The following is a 22,128-nucleotide window of genomic DNA, read 5'->3' on the forward strand; positions in this document are numbered from 1 at the left end:
GTGCGCACAGACAGGGCTTCTCACCGCTATCGTGTGTAGCGGCAGTGAAACATTGCCGATACAAACCATCCGTAGATTCGCAGAGTGGCGAATCATCGCTTGCAGAAATAGCAGTTCCAGAATCTCGTTCAGTCGTCGTGCTCAGGCCGACTCGCACTGGAGGTACTCCGTGCCCCTTCTCCTCAGTCCGCTTCCGCCAGTCGGTTCGCGCTCAGCGACCGCCAGGCGTTCCCGGCTCACCCAAACCCACCGAACGCTCGCGGCGCTCGCCATGGCGCTCTTCGCGTTCCTCGGCGTCTTCGCGATGGCCGGCCCCGCCAACGCGGAAGCCGAGCCCGTCGACGACGAGTCGCCGTACTCGATCAGCGGCATCCTCAACTTCGAGGGCGAGCCCGTCGAGGGCGTCTCGCTCACCGTCGAAGGCGGCGGCTACACCGAGACGGTGGAGTCGGGCGAGGATGGCCGCTGGCGCGTTCCCGTCCCCGGCCCGGGCGACTACACGGTGACGCTGGACACGGAGACCCTCCCCGACGGCGTCGACCTCCGCAACGAGGACGGCGCGACCGCCCAGGTCACCGAAGACGAGTGGTCGACGACCAACGTCGGACGCCTCTTCGCCCTCGGCGAGGACACGAGACAGAGCAGCAACTTCGGATCGCAGCTCATCGAGCGCCTCGTCGCCGGACTCAACTTTGGCCTCCTCATCGCACTCGGCGCGATCGGCATCACACTGATCTTCGGCACGACTGGCCTGAACAACTTCTCGCACGGCGAGCTGGTCACGTTCGGCGGCCTCATGGCATGGCTCTTCGCGGTTGTCATGGGCCTCAACATCTTCGTGGCCATCATCATCGTCGTCATCCTCGGTGCCGCCTTCGGCTGGGCGCAGGACGCGGCGCTCTGGAAGCCGCTGCGCAAGCGCGGTGTGCGCCTCGTGCCCGCCATGATCGTGAGCATCGGCCTCGGCCTCGCGCTGCGCTACGTCTACCAGCTGTTCTTCGGGGGCGCGATCCTCCCGATGAGCTCGGTGGGCCTGAGCGGTGCGATCGAGTTCGGTCCGGTTCGCATCACCGTCGGCTCCCTGCTGAGCATGACCATCTCCATCGTCACGCTGGTGCTCGTCGGTCTGTTCCTCACACGAACGCGCGTCGGCAAGGCGACCCGCGCGGTCTCCGACAACCCGTCGCTCGCAAGCGCATCCGGCATCAACGTCGACCGCATCATCCGCATCGTCTGGACCACGGCCGGCGGCCTCGCCGCCCTCGCAGGCGTCATGCTCGCCCTCTACCGCCAGTCCTCGTGGGACATGGGCTTCCAGGTGCTGCTGCTCATGTTCGCGGCCGTCACCCTCGGTGGCCTCGGCTCCGCCTACGGCGCCCTCGTCGGATCGCTCGTCGTCGGCATCTTCGTCGAGCTCTCGACCCTCTTCATCCCCGCCGACCTGAAGTACGCGGCGGCGCTCCTCATCCTCATCCTGGTCCTGCTCGTCAGGCCCCAGGGCATTCTCGGCCGCCGCGAGCGAGTCGGCTAGGAGACGAACATGGACTGGTCAAACATCCTGAGCAACGCCGTCGGCGAGCTCCTCAGCCCCACCACCGCTGCCTACGCGCTCGCCGCGATCGGCCTCGGAATCCACTTCGGCTACACCGGCCTCCTCAACTTCGGTCAGGCCGCGTACATGCTGCTCGGCGCGTACGCGTTCGCGATCCCGACGATCAGCCTCGGCTGGCCGCTCTGGGCCGCTGTGCTGTGCGTCATCGTGGTCTCGGTCGTCTTCTCGTTCATCCTCGGTGTCCCGACACTGCGGCTTCGAGCGGACTACCTGGCCATCGTGACGATCGCCTCAGCCGAGATTTTGCGGTACATCGTGACCACGACGGGCCTCACGCCTGTTACGGGCGCAGCAAATGGCCTCAACGGCTTCAAGGGCACCTTCGCCGCGATCAACCCGATCCCAGACGGCACCTACGGCTTCGGCCCCTTCACGTACAACGCCTACGACTGGTGGACCCGCATCGTCGGCTGGGGCCTCGTGATCCTCGCGACGCTCCTCGTGTGGGCGCTCATGCGTAGCCCATGGGGTCGCGTAGTCCGCGGCATCCGCGAAGACGAGGATGCCGTGCGCAGCCTCGGCAAGAACGTCTTCGCCTACAAGATGCAGGCCCTCATCACCGGTGGTCTCCTCGGCTCGCTCGCCGGCATCATCTTCATCCTGCCGAGAGCCGTGCAGCCCGCGAACTACACGACGGGCCTCACGTTCTTCATCTGGACGATCATGCTGCTCGGTGGAGCCGCGACGATCTTCGGCCCCATCGTGGGCGCCATGATCTTCTGGGTGGTCCTCTCCCTCACGCAGGGCGTGATCAACGGGCTCATCGAGTCGGGAGCGATCACCTTCCTCTCCATGACGCAGGGCGCCCAGCTCCGCTTCATCATCGTCGGAATCGCGCTCATGCTGCTGGTGGTCTTCAGACCCCAGGGCATCTTCGGAAACAAGAAGGAGCTGAGCTTCAGTGCCTGAGCAGACGAGCCCACCAACGGGCATCCTCCCCACCCACGAATTCGTCGACGGCAAGGTCGGCCCCGGCTGCAAGAAGGTCGACCCGATCGTCATCGCCGACGGCGTCACCAGGCAGTTCGGCGGCAACACCGCCGTCAACGTCAAGCACCTCGAGATCCCGCGCGGCAAGATCACGGCCCTCATCGGGCCCAACGGTGCCGGTAAGACGACGATGTTCAACCTGCTGACCGGCTTCGACAAGCCAAACACCGGCACGTGGTCGTTCGACGGCACCTCGCTCGCGAACGTGCCCGCCTTCAAGGTGGCCCGCTCCGGCATGGTCCGCACCTTCCAGCTGACCAAGTCACTGGGACGCATGACAGTGCTCGACAACATGCTGCTCGGCGCCGACCAGCAGGGCGGGGAGGGCATGCTGCGCGCGCTGTTCAAGCCGCTCTGGCGCGATCGCGAGACGGAGATCACGGCCAAGGCCGACGAGCTCCTCGCGCGATTCAAGCTCGACGCGAAGCGCGAGGACTACGCGGCGTCCCTCTCCGGCGGACAGCGCAAACTGCTCGAGATGGCGCGAGCCCTCATGAGTAGCCCGAAGCTCATCATGCTCGACGAGCCCATGGCCGGCGTCAACCCGGCCCTCGTGCAGTCACTCCTCGGTCACGTCAAGGAGCTCAAGAACGACGGCACCACGGTGTTGTTCGTCGAGCACGACATGCACATGGTCACCAACATCTCCGACTGGGTCGTCGTCATGGCCGAAGGCCAGATCGTCGCCGAGGGTCCGCCCGAGACGGTCATGAAGGACCAGGCCGTCATCGACGCATACCTGGGCGCCCACCACGACCAGGACCTCGGCGACCTCGACATCCAGGAACTGGAAGTCGAGCGCATCGCGGAGGAAGAGGGCGTCGCGGCGGCCGCCGAATACGAGGCGGAGGTGCTGGGCACGACCACCATCGCCGAGGAGATCGCCGAGGCCAAGGCCGAGACCGAGCCCGGCACGACGTCCGGCACGACGGAGAGTGACAGCAAATGAGCGAGACGCAGCCCACCGCATCCGCTGCCGGCACGACGGCGGCACCCAAGGGCGACGCGGTCCTGTCGACGGTCGACCTCGTCGGCGGCTACCTGCCCGGCGTGAACATCCTCAACGGGTGCTCGATCGACGCCTACCCGGGTGAGCTGATCGGCATCATCGGGCCGAACGGCGCCGGCAAGTCGACGGTGCTGAAGGCCATCTTCGGGCAGATCAAGATTCGCGGCGGCAGCGTCATGCTGAAGGGCGAGGACATCACGGGCCTGCGCGCCGACAAGCTCGTCGCGAAGGGCGTCGGGCTGGTCCCGCAGAACAACAACGTCTTCCCGTCCCTGACCATCGAAGAGAACCTCGAGATGGGGCTCTTCCTGCGCCCCAAGGTCTTCAACGAGCGGTTCGACTTCGTCGCCAGCCTCTTCCCGGAACTCGGGAAGCGGCGCAAGCAGCGCGCGAGCTCGCTGTCGGGTGGCGAGCGGCAGATGGTCGCCATGGCCCGCGCCCTCATGATGGACCCGTCGGTGCTGTTGCTCGACGAGCCCTCCGCTGGCCTCTCGCCCGTCCGCCAGGACGAGACGTTCCTGCGCGTTCGTCAGATCAACCGCGCCGGCGTCTCCGTCATCATGGTCGAGCAGAACGCACGCCGCTGCCTGCAGATCTGCGACCGCGCCTACGTGCTCGACCAGGGCAAGGACGCGTATACGGGCACCGGACGAGAGCTCCTCAACGACCCCAAGGTCATCGCCCTCTACCTCGGCACGCTCGCGGCCGACGAGCAGGCGAAGGACGCGGCGCCAGGCGAGGCGCACTAGCCGCGACGCCGGGCACGGCGCACGAGCCACGAGCATCCACCACTCGATCGGGCGGGGCGGACTCCAGCGCAAGCTGGGGCCGCCCCGCCCTTTTGCTTGCAAGCCGCGAGCTCCTGCGCGCACCCCGCGAAGGCCCACGAAGGCCCATCGCTGCCAGCAATAGTGCCGCTCTCCCGCACTCAGTTCTGAGCGCTGCCAGCCAAAACGCCGTTCTCAGCGCATCGAAAGGGCCGGATGGCTGGCAGCGATCGGAGAATCGGAGGGCATCGCGCTGACACGCAGCAGGCCCAGCGGTGCGGCGAGACGGGACGGCGCGGGACGGGGCTAGGCGCAGGCGGGGCTAGGCGCAGGCGGGGCGGGGCTAGGCGCCGGCGAGGCGAAGCGCAGGCGGGGCGGGGCTAGGCGCCGGCGAGGCGAAGCGCAGGCAAGGCGAAGCGCAGGCAAGGCGAAGCGCAGGCAAGGCGAAGCGCAGGCAAGGCGAAGCGCAGGCAAGGCGAAGCGCGGCGAAGCGAGGCGAAGCGAGGCGAAGCGAGGCGAAGCGAGGCGAGGAGGCGGGGGCGAGGGCGAGCGGGCGGGCGGGCGAGCGGATGCGCGGCTCGCGCACGCGGAAGGGCCCGGGATGCGCGCATCCCGGGCCCTTCGCTCAGCGTGTCAGCTTAGAGCTGGCCAGCCTCTTCTCCGATGTTGGAGTAGGTGTTGCCGTTGCCGTACTGGTAGATGCCGATGGTGGCTTCGGACGGGTCGCCGTTCTCGTCGAACGAGATCGGGCCGGAGACGCCGTCGTAGTCGATGTCGGTGCCAGCTTCGAGGAGCGCGACGCAGTCTGCGTAGGTGGTGCACTTCTCACCGTCTGCGGAGACCTTCTGCATGTTGTCCTTGATGGTGGCCGGGTCGGCCGCGCCGCCAGCCTGCGCCGCGAGTGCGGCGAGGATGACTGCGTCGTACGACTCAGCGCCGTACGTGTAGTCCTTCAGCTCCGGGTCGATGCCGAGCAGGCGGGCGCGGAAGTCGTCGGAGGCGACGACGCCGGGGATGGTTCCCTTGGCGCAGTTCAGCGTGCCCTCTTCGAAGTCAGCGGAGTAGTCGGCCATGTTGCCGTCGACCATGTACAGCTTGTCGGCCGGGAAGCCCTTGGTGCCGATAAGCTGCGGGACGATGGTCGCCGTCTGGTCGAACGCGACGAGCGCGATCGCGTCGGGGTCGGCTGCCGTCACGGCGTCGATCTGCGCCGAGAACTGGCTGTCGCCTTCGTTGAACGCTTCGGAGGCGACGACTTCGCCACCGGCAGCCTCGACTGCCGTGGTGATGCTCTCGGAGAGGCCCGAGCCGTAGGCGTCGTTCAGGTAGATGATGCCGACGGATGCGTTGCCGTCGTTGACGATCGTGTTTCCGTTGACGCGTCCCTGGAGGATGTCGGAGGGGGCTGTGCGGAAGTAGAAGCCGTTGTCGTCGTAGGTGCTGAACTCAGCCGAGGTGTTGGCCGGGGAGATCTGCACGACGCCGGCGCCCGTGATCTGGTCGATGACGGTCATCGAGACGCCCGAAGATGCGGCGCCGACGATGGCGGAGACGTTCTGGCTCAGCAGGTCGGTGACCGACTGCGTGGCGATGTCGGTCGACGTGTCGCCCGAGTCACGGTGGACGACGCTGATGTTGCCGCCGAGCACACCGGACGGCGAGGCGTTGATCTCGGCGACGGCGAGGTCGACGCCTGCGATCTCGGGCGGGCCGAGGAAGGCGAGGGTTCCGGTCTGCGGCAGCAGCGAACCGATCTTGAGCGCTTCGGAGCGCTCCTGAGCGGCGGGCGCTTCGGCCGGCGAGACCTCCGTTACGGTCTCAGCCGCGTCCGGGCCGCAGACCGCGGCTGCGGTGTCGCCGTCTGCAGCTGGCTCGCCAGCGCTGTCGCCTGATGATGAGCATGCAGCCAACATGAAGACGCCGACGCTCATGGCGGCGATTCCTGTGGTGATGCGCACCTTCCTGGAGGGAGACGACTTGGCAAAGTTACTCATGGTGCTCCTTTATACGTAAGCAGAGAGCGAGCGCCGCGCAGCGGCGCCCGGATCTCAAGCTAGCCGCGGCACTGCGACCAACTGATTCATGCTTGTTACGAGTGAGTAAATCATGAGTCAGGGTCAGATGTGTATTTCACCATCGGCACGTGCGGAATGTCGTCCTCGAGGAAGTCCTCTCCGCAGCGCTCGTACCCGAATCTGGCGTACCAGCTCTCGAGATGCGCCTGCCCGTTGAGGGAGGTGCCGAGGCCCTCGCGCTCGGCGATCTCGATGAGGTGGCGGATGATCTGGGCCGAGTAGCCGCGCCCTCGGGCGTTCTCGGCGGTGACGACTCGCCCGATGGGTCGTGACCGCTCGGTCGGCAGGTGCTCGTCTGGCCAGCCGAGCGGGAGGAGTCTCGCGTAACTGTGTGGGTAGAGCGGGTCGTCTCCGATGAAGGCGTGCAGGGTGCCGTCGGCGAAGTCGGCAGCGTCGGGGTCGAGGTACACGCAGTCCTGCTCGACGACGAAGATGCTCGAGCGAAGGTGGAGGATGCCCCAGAGCTCTGCTGCGCTGAGTTCTGCGAAGGTGCGGACCGTGATCATGCCAGTCAGTGTGCCAGAGGGCTGGTGCGTCTGGGTTCGGTGTGCGGATGCCGGGGAGCTCCGAGGACCGCACCCTACGATGGCGCCATGGTTCGCGGATACCTGACGACGAAGTCCACCGACGACGCGGGGAAGCCCCGCATCGATGTCGCCTTCGATGAGCTCGGCGATGAGCTCTTCGGCGATGGCCACTTGCGGCGTGGCCAGGTGTTGGTCGATGTCGCCTATTCGAGCCTCAACTACAAGGATGCGCTGCTTTTGGCGGGCAAGCCCGGTGTGAGCCGAGCGGATGTGCTGGTGCCCGGCATCGATGTCGTCGGGGTGGTGCGAGAGTCGCGCACCGAGAACTTCGTGCCGGGCGACCGCGTCGTGCTGAACGGCGCCGGGCTCGGCGAGACCCGACACGGCGGCCTCGCGGAGCTGTGCCTCGTCGACGACGAGTCGCTCATCCACCTGCCCGAGGCGATGTCGCTGGTCGACGGGGCTGCGATCGGCACGGCCGGCTACACGGCGATGCTGTCGGTGCTCGCACTCGAGAAGCAGGTGGAGCCCGGGGACGGGGACGTGCTCGTGACGGGCGCCGCTGGCGGCGTCGGCAGCGTGGCGATCGCCCTGCTGTCCGGCCTCGGGTACCGGGTGGTCGCATCCACGGGCCGCGGCGGTCAGGAGGGCGACTACCTGCGGCGTCTGGGCGCCTCGGAGATCCTCGACCGGCACGAGCTCTCGGACGCCCCTGGCAAGCCGCTGCAGAGCGAGCGGTGGGCTGGCGCGATCGACGCCGTCGGCTCGACGACCCTCGCGAACGTGCTCGCGCAGACGAGGCGCGAGGGGCTCGTGACCTCGTGCGGGCTGGCACAGGGAACCGACCTGCCGACGACCGTCATGCCGTTCATCCTGCGCGGCGTCACGCTGCGCGGCATCAACTCGGTCGTGCAGAGCGTGGAGGTGCGGGCGGAGGCCTGGAACCGGCTGCTGGAGCTCGACAGCGAGCTGCTCGAGTCGATGACGGAGGTCATCGCCCTGGAGAAGGCGCTCGAGTACGCGCAGCCGATCCTCAACGGCAAGGTGCGCGGGCGCACGGTCGTCCGCGTTCGTGGCGACGCCTGAGCTGGCCGCGGCTGCCCTGCACGACACCGGATGTTCGCGGCCGGACCGCGCGTCAGCAGGTCTTGGCGGCCTGCTCGAGGTTCTCCGACGCCCAGGTGCCGAGCTGCTTGAGCACCGGGATGAGCCGCTGGCCTGCGGTCGTGAGCTCGTAGCTGACCGAGATGGGCGGCCCGTTGCTGACGGTGCGCGCCACGAGCCCCGCGGCCGCGAGCTCGCTCAGGCGATCGGAGAGGACGGCGTCGCTGATGCCGGTGACTGCGCGCCTGAGTTCGACGAAGGTGAGCGGCTGGGAGCCGAGCACGTCGATGATCATGCCGTTCCAGCGCTTGCCGAGCAGCGTGAACGCGAGCGAGACGGCACCATCGCACTCTGACTTGACGTGCTCCTGCGCTTGCTCTGCCATGCCGCCAGTGTACTCGTGCTAACCTGCGCAGAGTCGCTCTGGTTTTCATAGCGACTCTGTGAACTTGTTAGGAGCCCCCGCATGTCCCTTCTCCGTATCGACGCCAGCCTCCTCCCCGCCACCTCGGCCAGCCGTGCGCTCGGCGACCTGGTCGAAGCCGAGTGGACGCAGGCCCACCCCGACTCCGTCGTGACCCGACGCAACCTGATCGAGTCGCCCATCCCTGCCGACGCGTGGCAGAACGCGGTCTATGCGGGCTTCACCCCCGAAGAGGACCGCACCGAGGAGCAGCGCGCCGCCGTCGCCCTCGCCGCGCAGCTGGCCGACGAGCTCATCGAGGCGGAAGCCCTGCTCTTCACGGTCCCGCTCTACAACTACGGCGTCTCGCAGCACTTCAAGCTGTGGTTCGACCTCGCCTACACCGACCCGCGCACCAACCCGGGCAGCACCACCCTCGCCGGCAAGCCCGCGACCCTCGCGACGGTCCTCGGAGGCAACTACGACGAGGGCACTCCGAAGGAGGGCTGGGACCACTCCACCCCGTACCTCACGCGCCTGCTCCAGGATGTCTGGGGTCTCGACCTGCGCGTCGTCCAGCGCCCCTTCACGCTCGTCGGCGTGAACCCGGCCCTCGACGCCTTCGCCGACCTGGCCGCCGATCTCAAGGCCGACGCCGAGACGAAGGCGACCGAATCAGGCCGCGAGCTCGCGCAGCTCCGCGGCAAGGCCGACGCCGCCTAAGCCCGAGCTCGCCGCGGGCTGCCACGAGCCGCCCGCACCGCCGCATCCCGCCGCGCCCCGCCGCATCAACCTCGGGATGGGTTTCTCGCTTCGAGATGGGTTGCAACCCATCCGGAAGCGCGGAACCCATCCCGAGACGTGTATCTGGAGCGCGTGTCGTCGAGTCAAGACCGAAGCAGGCGCGCCACACCGAGCGCTTCAGCCCGCCGTTGAGCGCGTCAGCCAGGGACCGAGCGCGTCAGTCAGGGACCGAGCGCGTCAGCCAGGGGTCGAGCGCGTCAGCCCGCCGCCTGGTGCGCCTTGCGCCGGTCGGTGAGCTTCTCGAGCCAGCCGTTCACGACCTGCGCCAGCAGGCCCAGGAGGATGGCAGTCGCAACGGCGAGCACCATCATGAGCAGCGGGTTGTCGGTGCTGAACGACCCGAACACCGCGCCGATGACAACCGCGTATCCGACCCAGACGGCGCTCGCGAGCACCGAGAGCGGCAGGAACCTCGGCATCGACATGCGGGCGTCGGATGCGGCGAGCACGGTCGCGAGTCGCCCCATCGGCAGAAGCCTGACGGTCACCATGACCCATCTGGGCCTGGTCTTCAGCTGATCGCCGACGCGCGTCCGTACGGCCGTGAGCCGCCGCCCGTTCATCCAGCTCCACTTGCCAAACCCGATGCCTCGGGCCAGCCAGTAGGTGCCGATGTCGCCGAGCACCATGCCGACGACGCAGAAGGCGAAGAGGCCGAACAGGTTGATGAGGGCGGTCCACCCCTGGTCGCCTGCGGTGAGCGCGGAGAGGGCAACGACCAGCGATTGGCTTGGCAGGAACGTCACGACGCCGCCAATGAGGAGCACGAGGGCGATGACGGCGAAGCTCCAACCGGAGCCTCGCAGGTCGAGCACCCAGTTCGTCAGCTCTTCCACTCGGCGCCTTGGCCTCTCGTTCGTAGTTCGGGGATCACGCGACCCTAGGCGGGTGCCGAGGCGTTCGCGGCAGCCCGGGCCGCGGCCGGCAACGCAGCGAGGACGCGGTCGATGGCAGCGTCGTCGTGGGCGGCCGACACGAACCAGGCCTCGAACACGCTCGGCGGCAGGTTGACCCCCGCGTCGAGCATGGCCGCGAAGAACGGCGGGTAGCGCCAGGCTTCCTGTCGCTTGACCTCGTCTTCGTTGCGTGGGCCTCCTCCGGTGCCGGTCCAGCCGAGGGCCGCGCCGTCTCCGAAGGTGAAGCTGAAGAGGTTGCCGACGTTCTGCACCGAGTGGGCGACGCCCGCGGCGGTGAGCGCCTCGGAGGTGGCGGTGCGGATGCGCGCGGCGGCCGAGTCGACGCGTGCATACACGGAGGCGTCGGCGAGCGACAGGGTGGCGATGCCCGCGGCGACGGCGACGGGGTTTCCGGAGAGGGTTCCCGCCTGGTAGACGGGACCCTGAGGCGCCAGGTGGCTCATGACCTCTCGGGAACCACCGAGCGCGGCGACCGGCATGCCGCCGCCGATGACCTTGCCGAAGGTGTAGAGGTCTGCCTGCCACCCGCCCGAGGCCGCGCTCTTCTGCTCCTCGCCCCACCAGCCGGCGGGGCCGGTGCGGAACCCGGTGAGGACCTCGTCGCACACGAGCAGCGCGCCCTCGCTCGAGCAGAGTTTGGCGAGCTCGCGGTTGAAGCCGGGCTCAGGCGGCACGACGCCCATGTTCGCGGGCGAAGCCTCGGTGATGACGGCCGCGATCTGGCCGGGATGCTCGGCGAACGCGGCGCGCACGGCCTCGATGTCGTTGAACGGCACGACGATCGTCTGCGAGGTGATCGCCTCAGGCACGCCAGCGGAGCCTGGAAGCGCGAGCGTCGCGAGACCGGAGCCTGCCGCAGCCAGCAGCCCGTCGGAGTGGCCGTGGTAGCAGCCGGCGAACTTCACGATGAGGTCGCGCCCCGTGTATCCGCGCGCGAGCCGCAGCGCCGTCATCGTGGCCTCGGTGCCGGTCGACACGAGGCGCACCTGCTCGATCGGCGCGATTCGCTCGACGACGAGTTCCGCGAGGAGCGTCTCCGCCGGCGTCGGAGCCCCGAAGGACAGCCCGCGTGCCGCCGCATCTTGCACAGCCTCGACGACCGCGGGATGCGCGTGGCCCAGCAGCATGGGCCCCCACCCGCTGACCAGGTCGACGTACTCGTTGCCGTCGACGTCGGTCAGGTACGGGCCCTTCGCCGAAGCGGCGAACGGAGGCGTGCCGCCCACCGAGCCGTAGGCGCGGACAGGCGAGTTCACCCCGCCCGGGGTCACGTCGAGCGAGCGGGCGAAGAGGGTTGCTGAAGCTTCGTGGTTCATCGTGCATCCACTCTGCCACGGGCCACCGACACTGCCGTGCCCGATTGCTCGTTGAGGGCTCGAGCAAGCTCGCTCGCGTAGTAGGTCAGCACGGCGTCTGCACCGGCGCGACGAATGGAGGTGACGGATTCGGCGATCGCACGGTCACGGTCGATCCAGCCGTTGGCCGCTGCCGCCTCGATCATCGCGTACTCGCCGCTGACCTGGTAGGCCCAGACGGGCACGATCGACTCGGCCGCGACGTCGGCGAGCACGTCGAGGTAGGAGCCGGCCGGCTTGACCATGACAACGTCGGCGCCCTCCTCGATGTCGATGAGGGCCTCGCGCATGCCCTCGCGGCGGTTCGCGGGATCCAGCTGGTAGGTGCGGCGGTCGCCTTGCAGCTGCGAGTCCACGGCCTCTCGGAAGGGCCCGTAGAACGCCGACGCGTACTTCGCCGAGTAGGCGACGATGGCGACCTCGGTGTGCCCGGCCGCGTCGAGGGCGGTGCGAGCGCTGGCGACCTGGCCGTCCATCATCCCGGACATGCCGAGCATCGCGGCTCCTGCATCCGCCTGCGCGAGCGCCATGGCGTCGTAGCGCTCGAGGGTGGCGTCGTTGTCGACGCGGCCACGCGCATCCAGCACCCCGCAGTGGCCGTGGTCGGTGAACTCGTCGAGGCACAGGTCGGTCTGCACGACGATGTCGTCCCCGAACTCGTCGGCGAGCGCTCGCGCCGCCACGTTGAGGATGCCGTCGGGATCGGTCGCTCCCGAGCCGATCGCGTCGCGCGTCTCAGGCACGCCGAAGAGCATGACCCCGCCGACGCCGAGCGACGCCGCCTCCTCCACCGCGCGGCGGAGCGACTCAAGCGAGTGCTGCTGCACGCCGGGCATCGACGAGATCGCGATGGGTTCGCTGACCCCCTCGCGCACAAACAGCGGCAGGATGAGGTCGTTCGGGTGCACGCGCACCTCGCGGACCTGGCGGCGCACGGCGTCGCTCTGGCGCAGGCGGCGTGGCCTGCGGCTCGGGGAGATCATGCGATCGTGTCCTTCCTCAGAGTGCAGGGCCGTGGTTCGCGTCTGCGCGACCCTGCGTGAATTGCCGCAGCGTTCTCACGCAGCGTCTGCGGACCTCAGCGGTCTCCTGGGGTCTGCCCGCGGCCCTCGTCGAGCGCCGGGATGTCTTCCTTCGGCACGGGCTTGCTGTCGTGCTCGGCCTGCAGCTCAGCCTCGAACGCGCGGAGCGCCTTGAGGTCGATGGCCTCGGTGACGGGCATGTCGCTACCGCTCGCGAGCCACTCGAGGCCGTCGAGGAGCGAGGCTACCGAGCGCTGCTTGGCGACGACGTCGACCCGAAGGCCGAGCTGCCTTGCGTCCTTCGCCGTGCGGGGGCCGATCGCGGCGATGTAGATCTCATCCGGGATCGGCGAAAACTGCTTGTCGACCTGCTCGGCCACCGAGCCGCTCGTCACGAGGATCGCGCGAATGCGGCTGTTGCGGATGTCGTACTGGATGCTCTCGGCGGCCGGAACGCCGACGGTGCGGTACGCGACGACCGAGTCGACGAGGTGGCCGCGCCTGGCGAGCCCTTCGGCGAGCGTCGGACGCGCGACCTCGGAGCGAAGCCACAGCACCGAGATGGGTGGCTGGTGGCGCGCGGCCTCCGCCCACTCGAGCAGCAGGCCCTTGGCCGAGTTGTCGTGGGTCGGCACGAAGTCCACTCGGTAGCCGGCCGTCGTCAGCGACGCGGCCGTCGTCTCGCCGACCGCCGCGATGAGCGTGTGGTCCGGCACCTTGACGCCCAGCGAGTGCATCACATCCGCCGCAGTTGCGCTCGTCACGGCCACCCAGTTGTAGTGGCCGCTCTCGAGGAGGCGGATCTTCTCGGCCAGGATGCGCGAGTCGCTCTCGTTCGGGCTCGCGAAGTTGATGAGGGGCGCGGTGATCGGGAAGGCGGAACGGGCCCGCACGGCCTCTGCGACGTCGCCGCCCCAGACCCCTCCGCGAGGTACGAGGATCTTCCAGCCCTTCAGCGGTGCATCCATCGCGGCTCCTCCGTTCACGTCAGGACCCTCCGTTCAGGCTGTTCAGGCCATCAGCGCGGCAGCACCCTGATCGAAGAGGTCCGTCGAGATGAGCGTGACCAGTTCTGCCTGGGCGGCTTCGAGTGCATGGGGGTCGGAGACCTCCACGGCACGCCTGCTGGAGACCCGCGAAGATCCGTCTACTGCATACACGGTAGCCCACGCCTCGAACTTTCCGTCCGCGTATCGGGCGGTTGCGCCGACCGGAGCCGCGCATCCGGCCTCGAGCGTCGCGAGAATGCCACGTTCGACGAGCACCGCCGCACGCGCCGCAGGGTCGTCCAGCTGCGCGACCCCCGCTGGGGCGTCGTCGTCGCGAACCTCGATGGCGAGGCAGCCTTGCCCTGGGGCGTTGGGGAAGTGTTCGAGGTCGAAGCGCTCGGTGATGGCGTCGCCGAAGCCGAGGCGTTCGAGCCCCGCCGTGGCGAGCACGACGGCGTCGAGCTCGCCGTCGGTCACGAAGCGCAGTCGCCGCTCGACGTTGCCTCGGATGTCGCGGATCTCGAGGTCGGGTCGCAGCGCGAGCAGCTGCGCGACGCGTCGCGGGGAGCCGGTGCCCACCTTCGCGCCGCGGGGAAGCTGCTCGAGTGTCAGTCCGGATGCGCCGCCGAGCGAGCAGAGCGCGTCGCGCGGGTCTTCCCTGACGGGGTAGGCGGCGACGGTCAGGCCCGGCGCCTTGGCGGTCGGGAGGTCCTTCAACGAGTGGACGACGAGGTCGCATTCGCCTGCGAGGAGCGCGTCCCGCAGTTCACTCGCGAACACGCCGGTGCCGCCGAGCGACGACAGGGCCGCGCGCGTCACGTCGCCGTGCGTCGTGACGCGGACCAGCTCGGTCTCCTCGCCGGTGATGCGCTCGAGCTCGCGCGCCATGGTGGAGGTCTGCGCGACCGCGAGCGCGCTGCCTCGCGTGCCGATGCGCAGGGTCACGGCAGGAGTCCGGAGACCGCCGGCTTGAAGCCGAGCCGCTTGTTGGCGCAGCAGCCGGGACGACACACGTCGAACCATGGCCCGATCGAGGTCATCGCGGGGCGCTCGCCGACCGGCGTCGCGTCGCGGCGCTCGAGCACGAGGTCGACGAGGCCTTCGACGTACTTGGCGTGGATGCCCGGGGTCGGGGTCCGGCGGAACGCGAGCCCGGCGTCGGCCGCGGAGTCCTTGGCCTCGTTGTCGAGGTCCCAGAGCACCTCCATGTGGTCGGAGACGAATCCAATGGGGACAACGACGACGGCCTTCGCGCCCTTGGACGGGAGCTCCTCGATGACGTCGTTGATGTCGGGCTCGAGCCACGGCTGCGACGGCGGGCCGGAGCGCGACTGGTAGACGAGCTGCCAAGACAGCTGCTCGGGAACACGGCCCGCGATGGTGGTGTCTTCCGCAAGCTCCTGCAGGGCGGCAAGTGCAACGACCTCTGCGACGGCGAGGTGCTGCGCGGCATACGCGCCGCTCTCACCGAAGCCAGCGCCGGGAGGGCCGGAGTTCTCCGCATCCGCCATGGGCACCGAGTGCGTGGTGAAGAGCACCTCGACCTCGGTGGCCAGGTCGAGGTCGGCGTCGTCCTGCGCGAGGCTGAGCACCGCATCTCGCACACCCTCGATGAAGGGTGCGACGAAGCCGGGGTGGTCGAAGAACGCGCGGACCTTGTCGATGGTCATCTGACCGCCGAGGCCCGTGTCCTCCAGCGCGTCGGCGAAGTCTTCGCGGTACTGGCGGCAGCTCGAAAACGACGAGTAGGCGCTGGTCGCGATCGCGATGAGCGTGGAGCAGCCGGCTTCGCGCGCGCCGAGGAGCACGTCGTTGAAGTAGGGCTCGGAGTTGCGGTTGCCCCAGAAGACGGGCAGGTCGATGCCGCGACGCTCGAGCTCACGCTCGATGGACGCCTTGAGCTGACGGTTCTGCTCGTTGATCGGGCTGACGCCGCCGTAGTGGCGGTAGTGGTGCGCCACCTCTTCGAGGCGTTCGTCTGGGATACCGCGGCCGGCCGTGACATTGCGCAGGAACGGGATGACCTCGTCCTGGCCCTCCGGCCCGCCGAAGGAGGCGAGCAGGATGCCGTCGTAGGCGACGGGCTCTGTCGTGTGCTCCGGCCCGAACTTGGCGGCGTCGGATGCGGCACTCACGGCGGCATTGACCTCCACGCGCGTGAAGGTCGCCGGGTTCGGCTTGCGCGGCTCGGAGCGGCCGCCCTGCGGCTGTGCGGCGACGTCGGTCACTGCAGCACCTCGACGATCTCGGAGGTCTGCACGAATCGACCCGTGTAGAACGGCACCTCCTCGCGCACGTGGCGGCGAGCATCGGTCTGGCGCAGGTCGCGCATCATGTCGACGAGGTTGAGGAGGTCGTCGTCCTCGAGGGCCAGCAGCCACTCGTAGTCGCTGATACCGAAAGCGGCGACGGTGTTGGTGAGGGTCGACGTGTAGGCAGAGCCCGCCTTGCCGTGCTCGGCGAGCATCTGGCGGCGCTCGTCCTCCGGCAGCAGGTACCACTCGTACGATCGCACGAACGGGTACACGGTGACCCACTGGCGCGGCTCCTTGCCGAGCATGTACGCGGGCATGTGCCTGGCGCTGAACTCGGCGGCGCGGTGCACGCCGACGATCTGCCACGAGGGGGTGAGCGGCGCGATGAGTTCGCTGCGGCGGATCTGACGCAGTCCCCACTGCAGGCTCTCGGGAACCTCGCCGTGCAGCCACACCATGAGCTCGCCGTCGTGGCGGAAGCCGGACACGTCGTAGAACCCGCGGACCTTGACGCCGTTTTCGGCCAGCTCGGCGACGATGCCGTCGAGCTCGTCGACCGCCTTGATGGCGTCGCGGCCGGAGAGCACCAGCTCGTTGAGCGACTCTCGTCGGAAGACCGAGATCATCGTGTACTCGGTGAGTGCCCCGCCTCCGCCCTGCTCCTCTGGTGCCGCGTGGGCTTCTGGAGCGCCCTGCTCGGCGTTGGCTGCGGACGTGGCGTTGGGCTCGGCGGCGTAAGCCGGGACCTCATTCGAGTGGGTCATGGTCCTATTCTACGAAATGTCGAGGAACGTTGGGGGTGCGGCAAGGGCCGCCTGGGCGCTCAGCGCGAGCGGCGGAACAGGGCCACAGCGGCCGTGATGCCACCGGCCACGACAACCGCGGCGCCCGTGGCGAGGCCGGCGAGGAGCAGCGGGTTGTCTTCCTTCAGGCGCTGGATGCTGTGGCGCGTCGAGTCGAGCAGCTCGCGCCCGCGGATGCGCGGGTCGACCTTCACCTCGATCGCGTCGAGCGTGGCCGCGAGCTCGCGCCGCGTGCGCTCAATGTCGGCCTTCAGCTGGCCGTCGTTGCGCTTATCTTCCTTCTTCGCGAGCGTCGCCTCGCCGTTCTGCTCACTCATACTGTCCGAGCCCCTTCACTGCGTTGACATCCTGCTTGACGCTGGCGATCGTGCGCTCCGGCGCGAGCGAGCCGGCGCGCTTGAGCGCGACGTAGCCGGCGAGGCCGAGCACGATCACGAGCAGCAGGAACGCGCCTGCCACGATGAGCGCGGAGAGCCACGGCGCGAACACGGTGTTCAGTCCGAGGATGGCGGCGGTCACGAGCACGGCCCACAGGGTGAGCGCGAAGAAGGCCGCGCCGGCGAAGAGGCCGACGGCGATCCCGTACTTCGTGCCGGTCGAGATCAGCTCTCGCTTGCCCTGCTCGACCTCGTCGCGCACAAGCTTCGTGAGGAGCTTGGGGACGTCCGTGACGAGCGTGCCGAGGCTCGCCCTCGACTTCGGATTGGCCCTCGTGCGGCCGATGCCGGGGAATGGCCCGCGGATCGGCGCCTTTTCTGACGACTCAGACATGGGTGTGTCGCTCTCTGCTGGGAGTGCTGGTTAGGACGCGTCGCTGCTCGGGTTGCCCACCGTGCCGGTGGGGGCAGGCGGCTGCGACTTCGAGGAGCTCTTCTTGCCGTTGTCCTTGACCGCCTTGGTGACCTGGGCCGTCACGAGCTTCGCTCCGCTCACGGCCGCATCCGCGACCTTCGGGGCGAGCTTGCGGGACAGCTCGTCGACCTCTGCGCGCTTGGCGCGGACGAGCTTGGTGTCCCAGACCGTCTTGGCGACGGAGGAGATCTGGTCGTAGCGCTTGCGACCCGCGCGAGCACCGAGGACATACCCGGCACCGAGGCCAAGCACAAACACGAACTTCTTCATGGAAACTCCTATCGTTCGCCGGTACGCCGTCGATCGGTCAATCGGGCGCCGTCAAGCCACGCAGCAAGCCTAGTCCTGCGAGGCATCTCAACTCGCGCTAAGCCTGTGCGTCATCGGGGAACAGTTCGTCGATGGCCCGGAAGACCCCGGGCACGACACTCGCGAGGCCCGTGCCGTCGATCCAGGTGCCGGCGAGGGCGAGTCCGGCCGCCGCCTGCGCCGCGTCCCTCGCGCCCTTGAGGACCTCGGTGCGGCCGAGCCGCGCGGCCGGAGCCGGGATGCGCCACACGTGCCTCGCGAGCGCCACGACGTCGCCCGGGGTGACCGGGGTTCCGAGCAGGCGGCTCGCGTCGGAGCAGGCGAGCTCCCGCACCTGCTCGTCGTCGAGGCCTCGCGTGAGCGGCTCCGCTCCGCCGCGCACATCTGGGCCGTACGAGAGACGCAGCACGTGCATCCCCTCGCCGGCCGCCGTCTCCTGCCATGGCCACTTCGCGGTGACATGTGTGAGCGCTTTCGCGCGGATGCTCGTGCTGGGCTCGCCGACGAGCACGCCCGTACCACGGGGGCTCGCGTCGAGGGCGGGCGTACTGACGAGCAGGGCGACGACCTCGGCGGGCACCGAGACGGCGCCGGACTCGGACGGTGCAGAAGACTCGGACGGTGCGGACGACACGGACGACACAGACGCGTCGGGCGTCCCCGTTCTCGGGATGTCGACCGTCGAGAGGACCTGCCCGGCGAGCACCACCTCACCATCCGTGAGCTCGACACGCCACCGCGCGCATCCACGCGCCGAGTGCTGCGCATCGGCCGGCCTCGAAGCCAGCGGCTGCGGCTCGGCCTGTCGCTCCCCCGGGAGCGCTTCGATGCTCCGCACTGGGGCGCTGACGCGGACCTCGACGCCGAACTCGTCGAGCTCCCGCTCGAGGCGAGCGATGACGCGATGCATGCCGCCCGCGACGGTGCGCACAGCGGCCCCTGGTGGCGCGTTGAGGCGCAGCGCGGCGACGGCTCCGGCCAGCGATCCCTGCTCGCGCAGACGCGTCGCCAGCCCCGGGATCAGGACCCGGTGGTCGAGTTCAGCGGGATCGAGCGAGTAGACGCCTCGCGTGACGGGGGCGACGAGGCGGCCGAGCACGGTCGGTCCCATGCGGGCCAGCACAAGCGATTCGAGGTCGACTTCGTCGGCGCCGATCGCCGCATCCAGGCCTTTGTCGCGCTCGAGCTCGGCGATACCGTCGTCGCCAATCGCGGCGTGCACGGCAGCTCGCGACGTCGGGTCGAGGAGCGCGGCCTCACCTGGAATCCCGAGCAGCCCACCAGCTGGCATAGGGGCCGCAGCCTCGTCGGTGACGACCCACGAGCCGAGCGCGCGCGGCTCGACGACCTCGTCGAGCATGTCGAGTTCCTGGAGGAGCGCGGCGAAGGCGCCGCCCCTGGTGGCGAACGCCTCGGCGCCGATGTCAATCGGGAGGTCACCGAGCTGAGCGCGGCGGATCATGCCGCCGAGCTGGTCAGTGGCCTCGAGCAGCAGCACCCGCACGCCCCGCGCGGCAGCACGCCTGGCGGCGAGCATGCCGGCGATCCCGCCGCCGACGACCAGCAGCTCGGGTCGCGTCGGGGGCAGCTCGGTCACTCGACCCGACCGCCGTCGGCGACACGACCGCCGTCGGGCAACGAGTGCGCGAAGTCCACCAGGCCGGTGAGTACGGCGGGGTCGGCCGATGGCGGCACGCCGTGGCCGAGGTTGAGAATGTGCGCCGGGGCCGAGTTGCCGCGGCGCACGACGTCGCGGACGTGCGCCTGCAGCACCGCGTCACCGGCACCGAGGACGGCGGGGTCGACGTTGCCCTGCAACGGCACGCCGCCGCCGAGCCGCCGCGAGGCCTCATCGAGCGTGATGCGGTCGTCGACGCCCATGACGTCGGCCCCGATCGCATGCAGGTCTGGGAGCAGCTCGGCGGTGCCGACGCCGAAGTGGATCGTGCGCACCCGCTCGCCGGCGGGCGTGCGCAAGGCGCGGACGCGCTCGAGGGCGAGGCCGCTCGATGCCGCGATCGACGTCTGGTAGCGCTCGCGACTGAGCGAGCCGGCCCACGAGTCGAACAGCTGCACGATGCTGGCACCCGCACGCACCTGCGCCTCGAGGAAGGCGGCCGAGAGCTCGGCTATGGCGCCGGAGAGGTCGGCCCAAGCGTCGGAGTCGGCCTGCATAAGCGTGCGCGTACGGAGGTGGTCTTTCGACGGGCCCCCCTCGACGACGTAGGCCGCCACCGTGAACGGGGCGCCGGCGAAGCCGATGAGCGGCGTCGAGCCGAGTTCCGCGACCGTCAGCGCGACGGCCTCGCTGATCGGGGCGAACAGCTCCGGGCTGATGCGCTCTCGGATGCGCGCCGCGAACTCGTGGGCCTCGGCCGAGGAGCGCACCGGGTTCTCGAAAACCGGGCCGGTCCCTGGCACGATGTCGACGGCCTCGCCGATGAGCTTCAGGGGCACGACGATGTCGCTGAAGAACACGGCCGCGTCGACGCCGTGGCGGCGCACGGGCTGGAGCGTGATCTCGGCCGCGAGCTCAGGGCGCAGGCAGGAGTCGAGCATCTCGATACCTCGGCGCAGCTCGCGGTACTCCGGCAGCGAACGGCCTGCCTGCCGCATGAACCACACCGGCAGCGTCTCGGGTCGATCTCCGCGGGCGGCGCGGATGAGTGGAGCATCGCTCGTGAGGCCCGAAGCTAGGGGATGCGAGTCGCTGAGCGGCAGAGGTGCGGGAGCTGTCTGGGTCACCGGACCATTCTCCCACCAGGCGCGCGCGGCCAGTTCAGGCGGGCATCCGGCACCCACGACGTCCGCCGCCGGATCGCAACAGCTTTCAGGGAAGGTATGGCTCTTAAGCGAACGCGCGAAGAACTTCTACAATAAGTAATCGTGTTGCTGTGTCTGAGTGCCAATCACCGCACCGCGAGCTTCCCAGTTCTCGAAAAGCTCGCGGCGCGCGACGACGGCGCGCTGGAGTCCGCGCTCCGCGACGCCCCCGGCGTCGACGGAGCCATTGTGCTCTCCACCTGCAACCGCTTCGAGATCTACCTCGAAATCGACACGGCGCAGCCGGTCACGCCCGAGCTCATGCCGACCATCGCGTCGGCCCTCGATGTCTCCGTCGAGACGCTGCGCGCCAACATGTCCGTCATCCACGACACCCAGGTGCCCGAGTACCTGTTCGCCGTGTCGAGCGGCCTCGAGTCGGTCGTCGTCGGCGAGGGCGAGATCTCGGGCCAGGTTCGTCGGGCCCTCGAGGAGTCGCGTGCTGCCGGCATGTCGACCTCGCAGCTCGAGCGTCTCTTCCAGTCGGCCTCGACCACGTCGCGGGGCATCAAGTCGGGCACGAAGCTGCAGAGCGCGGGCCGCTCGCTGGTGCGCCTCTCCCTCGAGCTGGCCGCATCCCAGATCGCCGACTGGAGCACGGCGCACGTCGTACTCGTCGGCACCGGATCGTACGCGGCCGCTTCCCTCAAGGCCCTCCAAGACCGAGGGGTCACCCGCGTCGGCGTGTACTCGCCCTCGGGCCGCGCGCACAAGTTCGCGGAGCGCGACGGGGTCTTTGTCATCGACGGCGAGAACCTGCCGGAGCACCTCTCGAACGCCGACCTCGTCGTCACCTGCTCGACCACCGACACGGTCGTCATCGACTACGACCTCATGCTCGGTGCGCGCCTCGCGCCGGGATGCTCCGAGGCCACGCTCATCATCGACCTCGGCATGCCACGCAACGTCGACCCGGCCGTTGGGCGCCTCGACGGCGTCTCGGTGCTCGACCTCGAGACCATCCGCATCCACGCACCGCTCGAAGAGCTGGGTGCCGCCGACGAGGCCCGGTGCATCGTGTCGCGAGCCGCGAGCGAGTTCGTCGAGCAGCAGGCAGAGACGAGCGTCGCCGAGGGCATCGCCGCGCTTCGCTCGCACATCACCGACATCGCGCGCGCGGAGACCGAGCGGGTCGCGGGCAAAGACGAGTCCGGCATCGCCGAGGCCGCGCTGCGCCGACTTGCCAATACGCTCCTGCACAGCCCCTCGGTTCGTGCGAAGGAACTTGCCCGCGCAGGACGCGGCGACGAGTACCTCGATGCGATCGAGCTGCTCTTCGGCATCACCGTCGACCGCACGGCACCCGAGCCGAAGCCAGCCGTCGCGCCGATTCTGAAGGCACCACTCCCCCGCGCCGCGGATACGGAAGGCGACGGGGCCCTCGAGTGCCCCGTGCACACCTCCTCATAGCGCCACGACACAGGCTTCGCCCTGTGCGTCCAATTCACGGGGAACGCGGTTCGGCTCACCGAGATCTCGCTGCCCGCGGGGGACAATCGTGATGCGCCGCTC

The 22,128-nt window shown here is 69.1% G+C and carries 22 protein-coding genes; 7 read left to right on the forward strand and 15 right to left on the reverse strand.

The genetic code is table 11. The features are described from left to right. Positions 1-169 precede the first annotated feature (169 nt). Genes ACPYN9_RS09965 through ACPYN9_RS09980 form a run of 4 tightly spaced genes read left to right on the forward strand, consistent with a single transcriptional unit; the run spans position 170 to position 4,360 of the window. Entirely contained in the window at positions 170-1,531 is a 1,362-nt protein-coding gene (locus ACPYN9_RS09965) for a branched-chain amino acid ABC transporter permease (RefSeq protein ID WP_424466158.1), read from the forward strand. 9 nt (positions 1,532-1,540) lie between these two features. Next, complete coding sequence (locus ACPYN9_RS09970; protein WP_424466160.1) at positions 1,541-2,521, forward strand: branched-chain amino acid ABC transporter permease; 981 nt, start codon at positions 1,541-1,543, stop codon at positions 2,519-2,521. Then, complete coding sequence (locus ACPYN9_RS09975; protein WP_424466162.1) at positions 2,514-3,551, forward strand: ABC transporter ATP-binding protein; 1,038 nt, start codon at positions 2,514-2,516, stop codon at positions 3,549-3,551. The genes ACPYN9_RS09970 and ACPYN9_RS09975 overlap by 8 nt, the downstream gene beginning before the upstream one ends. Beyond that, positions 3,548-4,360, forward strand: coding sequence for an ABC transporter ATP-binding protein (locus ACPYN9_RS09980; protein WP_424466163.1), 813 nt, complete (start codon positions 3,548-3,550; stop codon positions 4,358-4,360). The genes ACPYN9_RS09975 and ACPYN9_RS09980 overlap by 4 nt, the downstream gene beginning before the upstream one ends. 656 nt (positions 4,361-5,016) lie before the next feature. Here the strand turns inward: ACPYN9_RS09980 and ACPYN9_RS09985 are convergent. After that, a complete protein-coding gene (locus ACPYN9_RS09985) occupies positions 5,017-6,372 on the reverse strand; it encodes an ABC transporter substrate-binding protein (protein WP_424466165.1) in 1,356 nt (451 codons plus the stop codon). A 110-nt stretch (positions 6,373-6,482) separates the two neighbouring features. Next, complete coding sequence (locus ACPYN9_RS09990) at positions 6,483-6,959, reverse strand: GNAT family N-acetyltransferase (RefSeq protein WP_424466167.1); 477 nt, start codon at positions 6,957-6,959, stop codon at positions 6,483-6,485. A gap of 87 nt (positions 6,960-7,046) precedes the next feature. Between ACPYN9_RS09990 and ACPYN9_RS09995 the strand changes: the two genes are divergently transcribed. Continuing rightward, on the forward strand, positions 7,047-8,066 hold the full coding sequence (locus ACPYN9_RS09995) for an MDR family oxidoreductase (RefSeq protein WP_424466168.1): 1,020 nt from the start codon (positions 7,047-7,049) through the stop codon (positions 8,064-8,066). Between the two features lie 52 nt (positions 8,067-8,118). Here the strand turns inward: ACPYN9_RS09995 and ACPYN9_RS10000 are convergent, their stop codons facing one another. Beyond that, complete coding sequence (locus tag ACPYN9_RS10000) at positions 8,119-8,469, reverse strand: winged helix-turn-helix transcriptional regulator (RefSeq protein ID WP_424466169.1); 351 nt, start codon at positions 8,467-8,469, stop codon at positions 8,119-8,121. An 81-nt stretch (positions 8,470-8,550) separates the two neighbouring features. On the opposite strand from ACPYN9_RS10000, the gene ACPYN9_RS10005 reads away from it, so the two are divergent. Next, positions 8,551-9,210, forward strand: coding sequence for an FMN-dependent NADH-azoreductase (locus ACPYN9_RS10005; RefSeq protein ID WP_424466171.1), 660 nt, complete (start codon positions 8,551-8,553; stop codon positions 9,208-9,210). Positions 9,211-9,488: 278 nt separating this feature from the next. On the opposite strand, the gene ACPYN9_RS10010 is transcribed toward ACPYN9_RS10005, so the two are convergent. From ACPYN9_RS10010 to hemE, 12 genes are all read right to left on the reverse strand, one after another. Beyond that, on the reverse strand, positions 9,489-10,127 hold the full coding sequence (locus ACPYN9_RS10010; protein WP_424466172.1) for a DedA family protein: 639 nt from the start codon (positions 10,125-10,127) through the stop codon (positions 9,489-9,491). Positions 10,128-10,171: 44 nt separating this feature from the next. After that, on the reverse strand, positions 10,172-11,524 hold the full coding sequence (hemL, locus tag ACPYN9_RS10015; protein ID WP_424466174.1) for a glutamate-1-semialdehyde 2,1-aminomutase: 1,353 nt from the start codon (positions 11,522-11,524) through the stop codon (positions 10,172-10,174). Next, positions 11,521-12,546: a porphobilinogen synthase gene (gene hemB / locus ACPYN9_RS10020; protein WP_424466175.1), complete on the reverse strand. Its 1,026-nt coding sequence runs from the start codon at positions 12,544-12,546 to the stop codon at positions 11,521-11,523. The genes hemL and hemB overlap by 4 nt, the downstream gene beginning before the upstream one ends. Before the next feature lie 95 nt (positions 12,547-12,641). Next, positions 12,642-13,553, reverse strand: coding sequence for a uroporphyrinogen-III synthase (locus tag ACPYN9_RS10025; RefSeq protein WP_424466177.1), 912 nt, complete (start codon positions 13,551-13,553; stop codon positions 12,642-12,644). A gap of 42 nt (positions 13,554-13,595) precedes the next feature. Continuing rightward, positions 13,596-14,519, reverse strand: coding sequence for a hydroxymethylbilane synthase (hemC, locus tag ACPYN9_RS10030; RefSeq protein WP_424466178.1), 924 nt, complete (start codon positions 14,517-14,519; stop codon positions 13,596-13,598). Then, entirely contained in the window at positions 14,516-15,709 is a 1,194-nt protein-coding gene (locus ACPYN9_RS10035; protein WP_424466227.1) for a ferrochelatase, read from the reverse strand. Before ACPYN9_RS10035 ends, hemC begins: the two co-directional genes overlap by 4 nt. Before the next feature lie 89 nt (positions 15,710-15,798). Then, the gene (gene hemQ, locus ACPYN9_RS10040) at positions 15,799-16,593 is read right to left on the reverse strand and encodes a hydrogen peroxide-dependent heme synthase (RefSeq protein ID WP_424466180.1); all 795 of its coding nucleotides are present in this window, start codon (positions 16,591-16,593) and stop codon (positions 15,799-15,801) included. A 59-nt stretch (positions 16,594-16,652) separates the two neighbouring features. Continuing rightward, positions 16,653-16,949, reverse strand: a complete 297-nt coding sequence (locus tag ACPYN9_RS10045) for a DUF3618 domain-containing protein (RefSeq protein ID WP_424466182.1) — start codon at positions 16,947-16,949, stop codon at positions 16,653-16,655. Further along, positions 16,942-17,403 carry a phage holin family protein gene (locus ACPYN9_RS10050; RefSeq protein WP_424466184.1) on the reverse strand — a complete coding sequence of 154 codons (462 nt, stop codon included), beginning with the start codon at positions 17,401-17,403 and terminating at the stop codon, positions 16,942-16,944. Before ACPYN9_RS10050 ends, ACPYN9_RS10045 begins: the two co-directional genes overlap by 8 nt. A 30-nt stretch (positions 17,404-17,433) precedes the next feature. Continuing rightward, positions 17,434-17,754, reverse strand: a complete 321-nt coding sequence (locus ACPYN9_RS10055; protein ID WP_424466186.1) for a YtxH domain-containing protein — start codon at positions 17,752-17,754, stop codon at positions 17,434-17,436. A 97-nt stretch (positions 17,755-17,851) separates the two neighbouring features. After that, positions 17,852-19,390: a protoporphyrinogen/coproporphyrinogen oxidase gene (locus tag ACPYN9_RS10060; RefSeq protein ID WP_424466187.1), complete on the reverse strand. Its 1,539-nt coding sequence runs from the start codon at positions 19,388-19,390 to the stop codon at positions 17,852-17,854. Further along, on the reverse strand, positions 19,387-20,538 hold the full coding sequence (gene hemE, locus ACPYN9_RS10065; protein WP_424466189.1) for a uroporphyrinogen decarboxylase: 1,152 nt from the start codon (positions 20,536-20,538) through the stop codon (positions 19,387-19,389). The genes ACPYN9_RS10060 and hemE overlap by 4 nt, the downstream gene beginning before the upstream one ends. A gap of 141 nt (positions 20,539-20,679) precedes the next feature. Between hemE and ACPYN9_RS10070 the strand changes: the two genes are divergently transcribed. Next, entirely contained in the window at positions 20,680-22,026 is a 1,347-nt protein-coding gene (locus ACPYN9_RS10070; RefSeq protein ID WP_424466191.1) for a glutamyl-tRNA reductase, read from the forward strand. Positions 22,027-22,128: the final 102 nt, after the last annotated feature.

The sequence above is a fragment of the Pseudoclavibacter helvolus genome (genome assembly GCF_049707175.1).
In the GTDB taxonomy this organism is placed as follows: domain Bacteria; phylum Actinomycetota; class Actinomycetes; order Actinomycetales; family Microbacteriaceae; genus Pseudoclavibacter; species Pseudoclavibacter helvolus_A.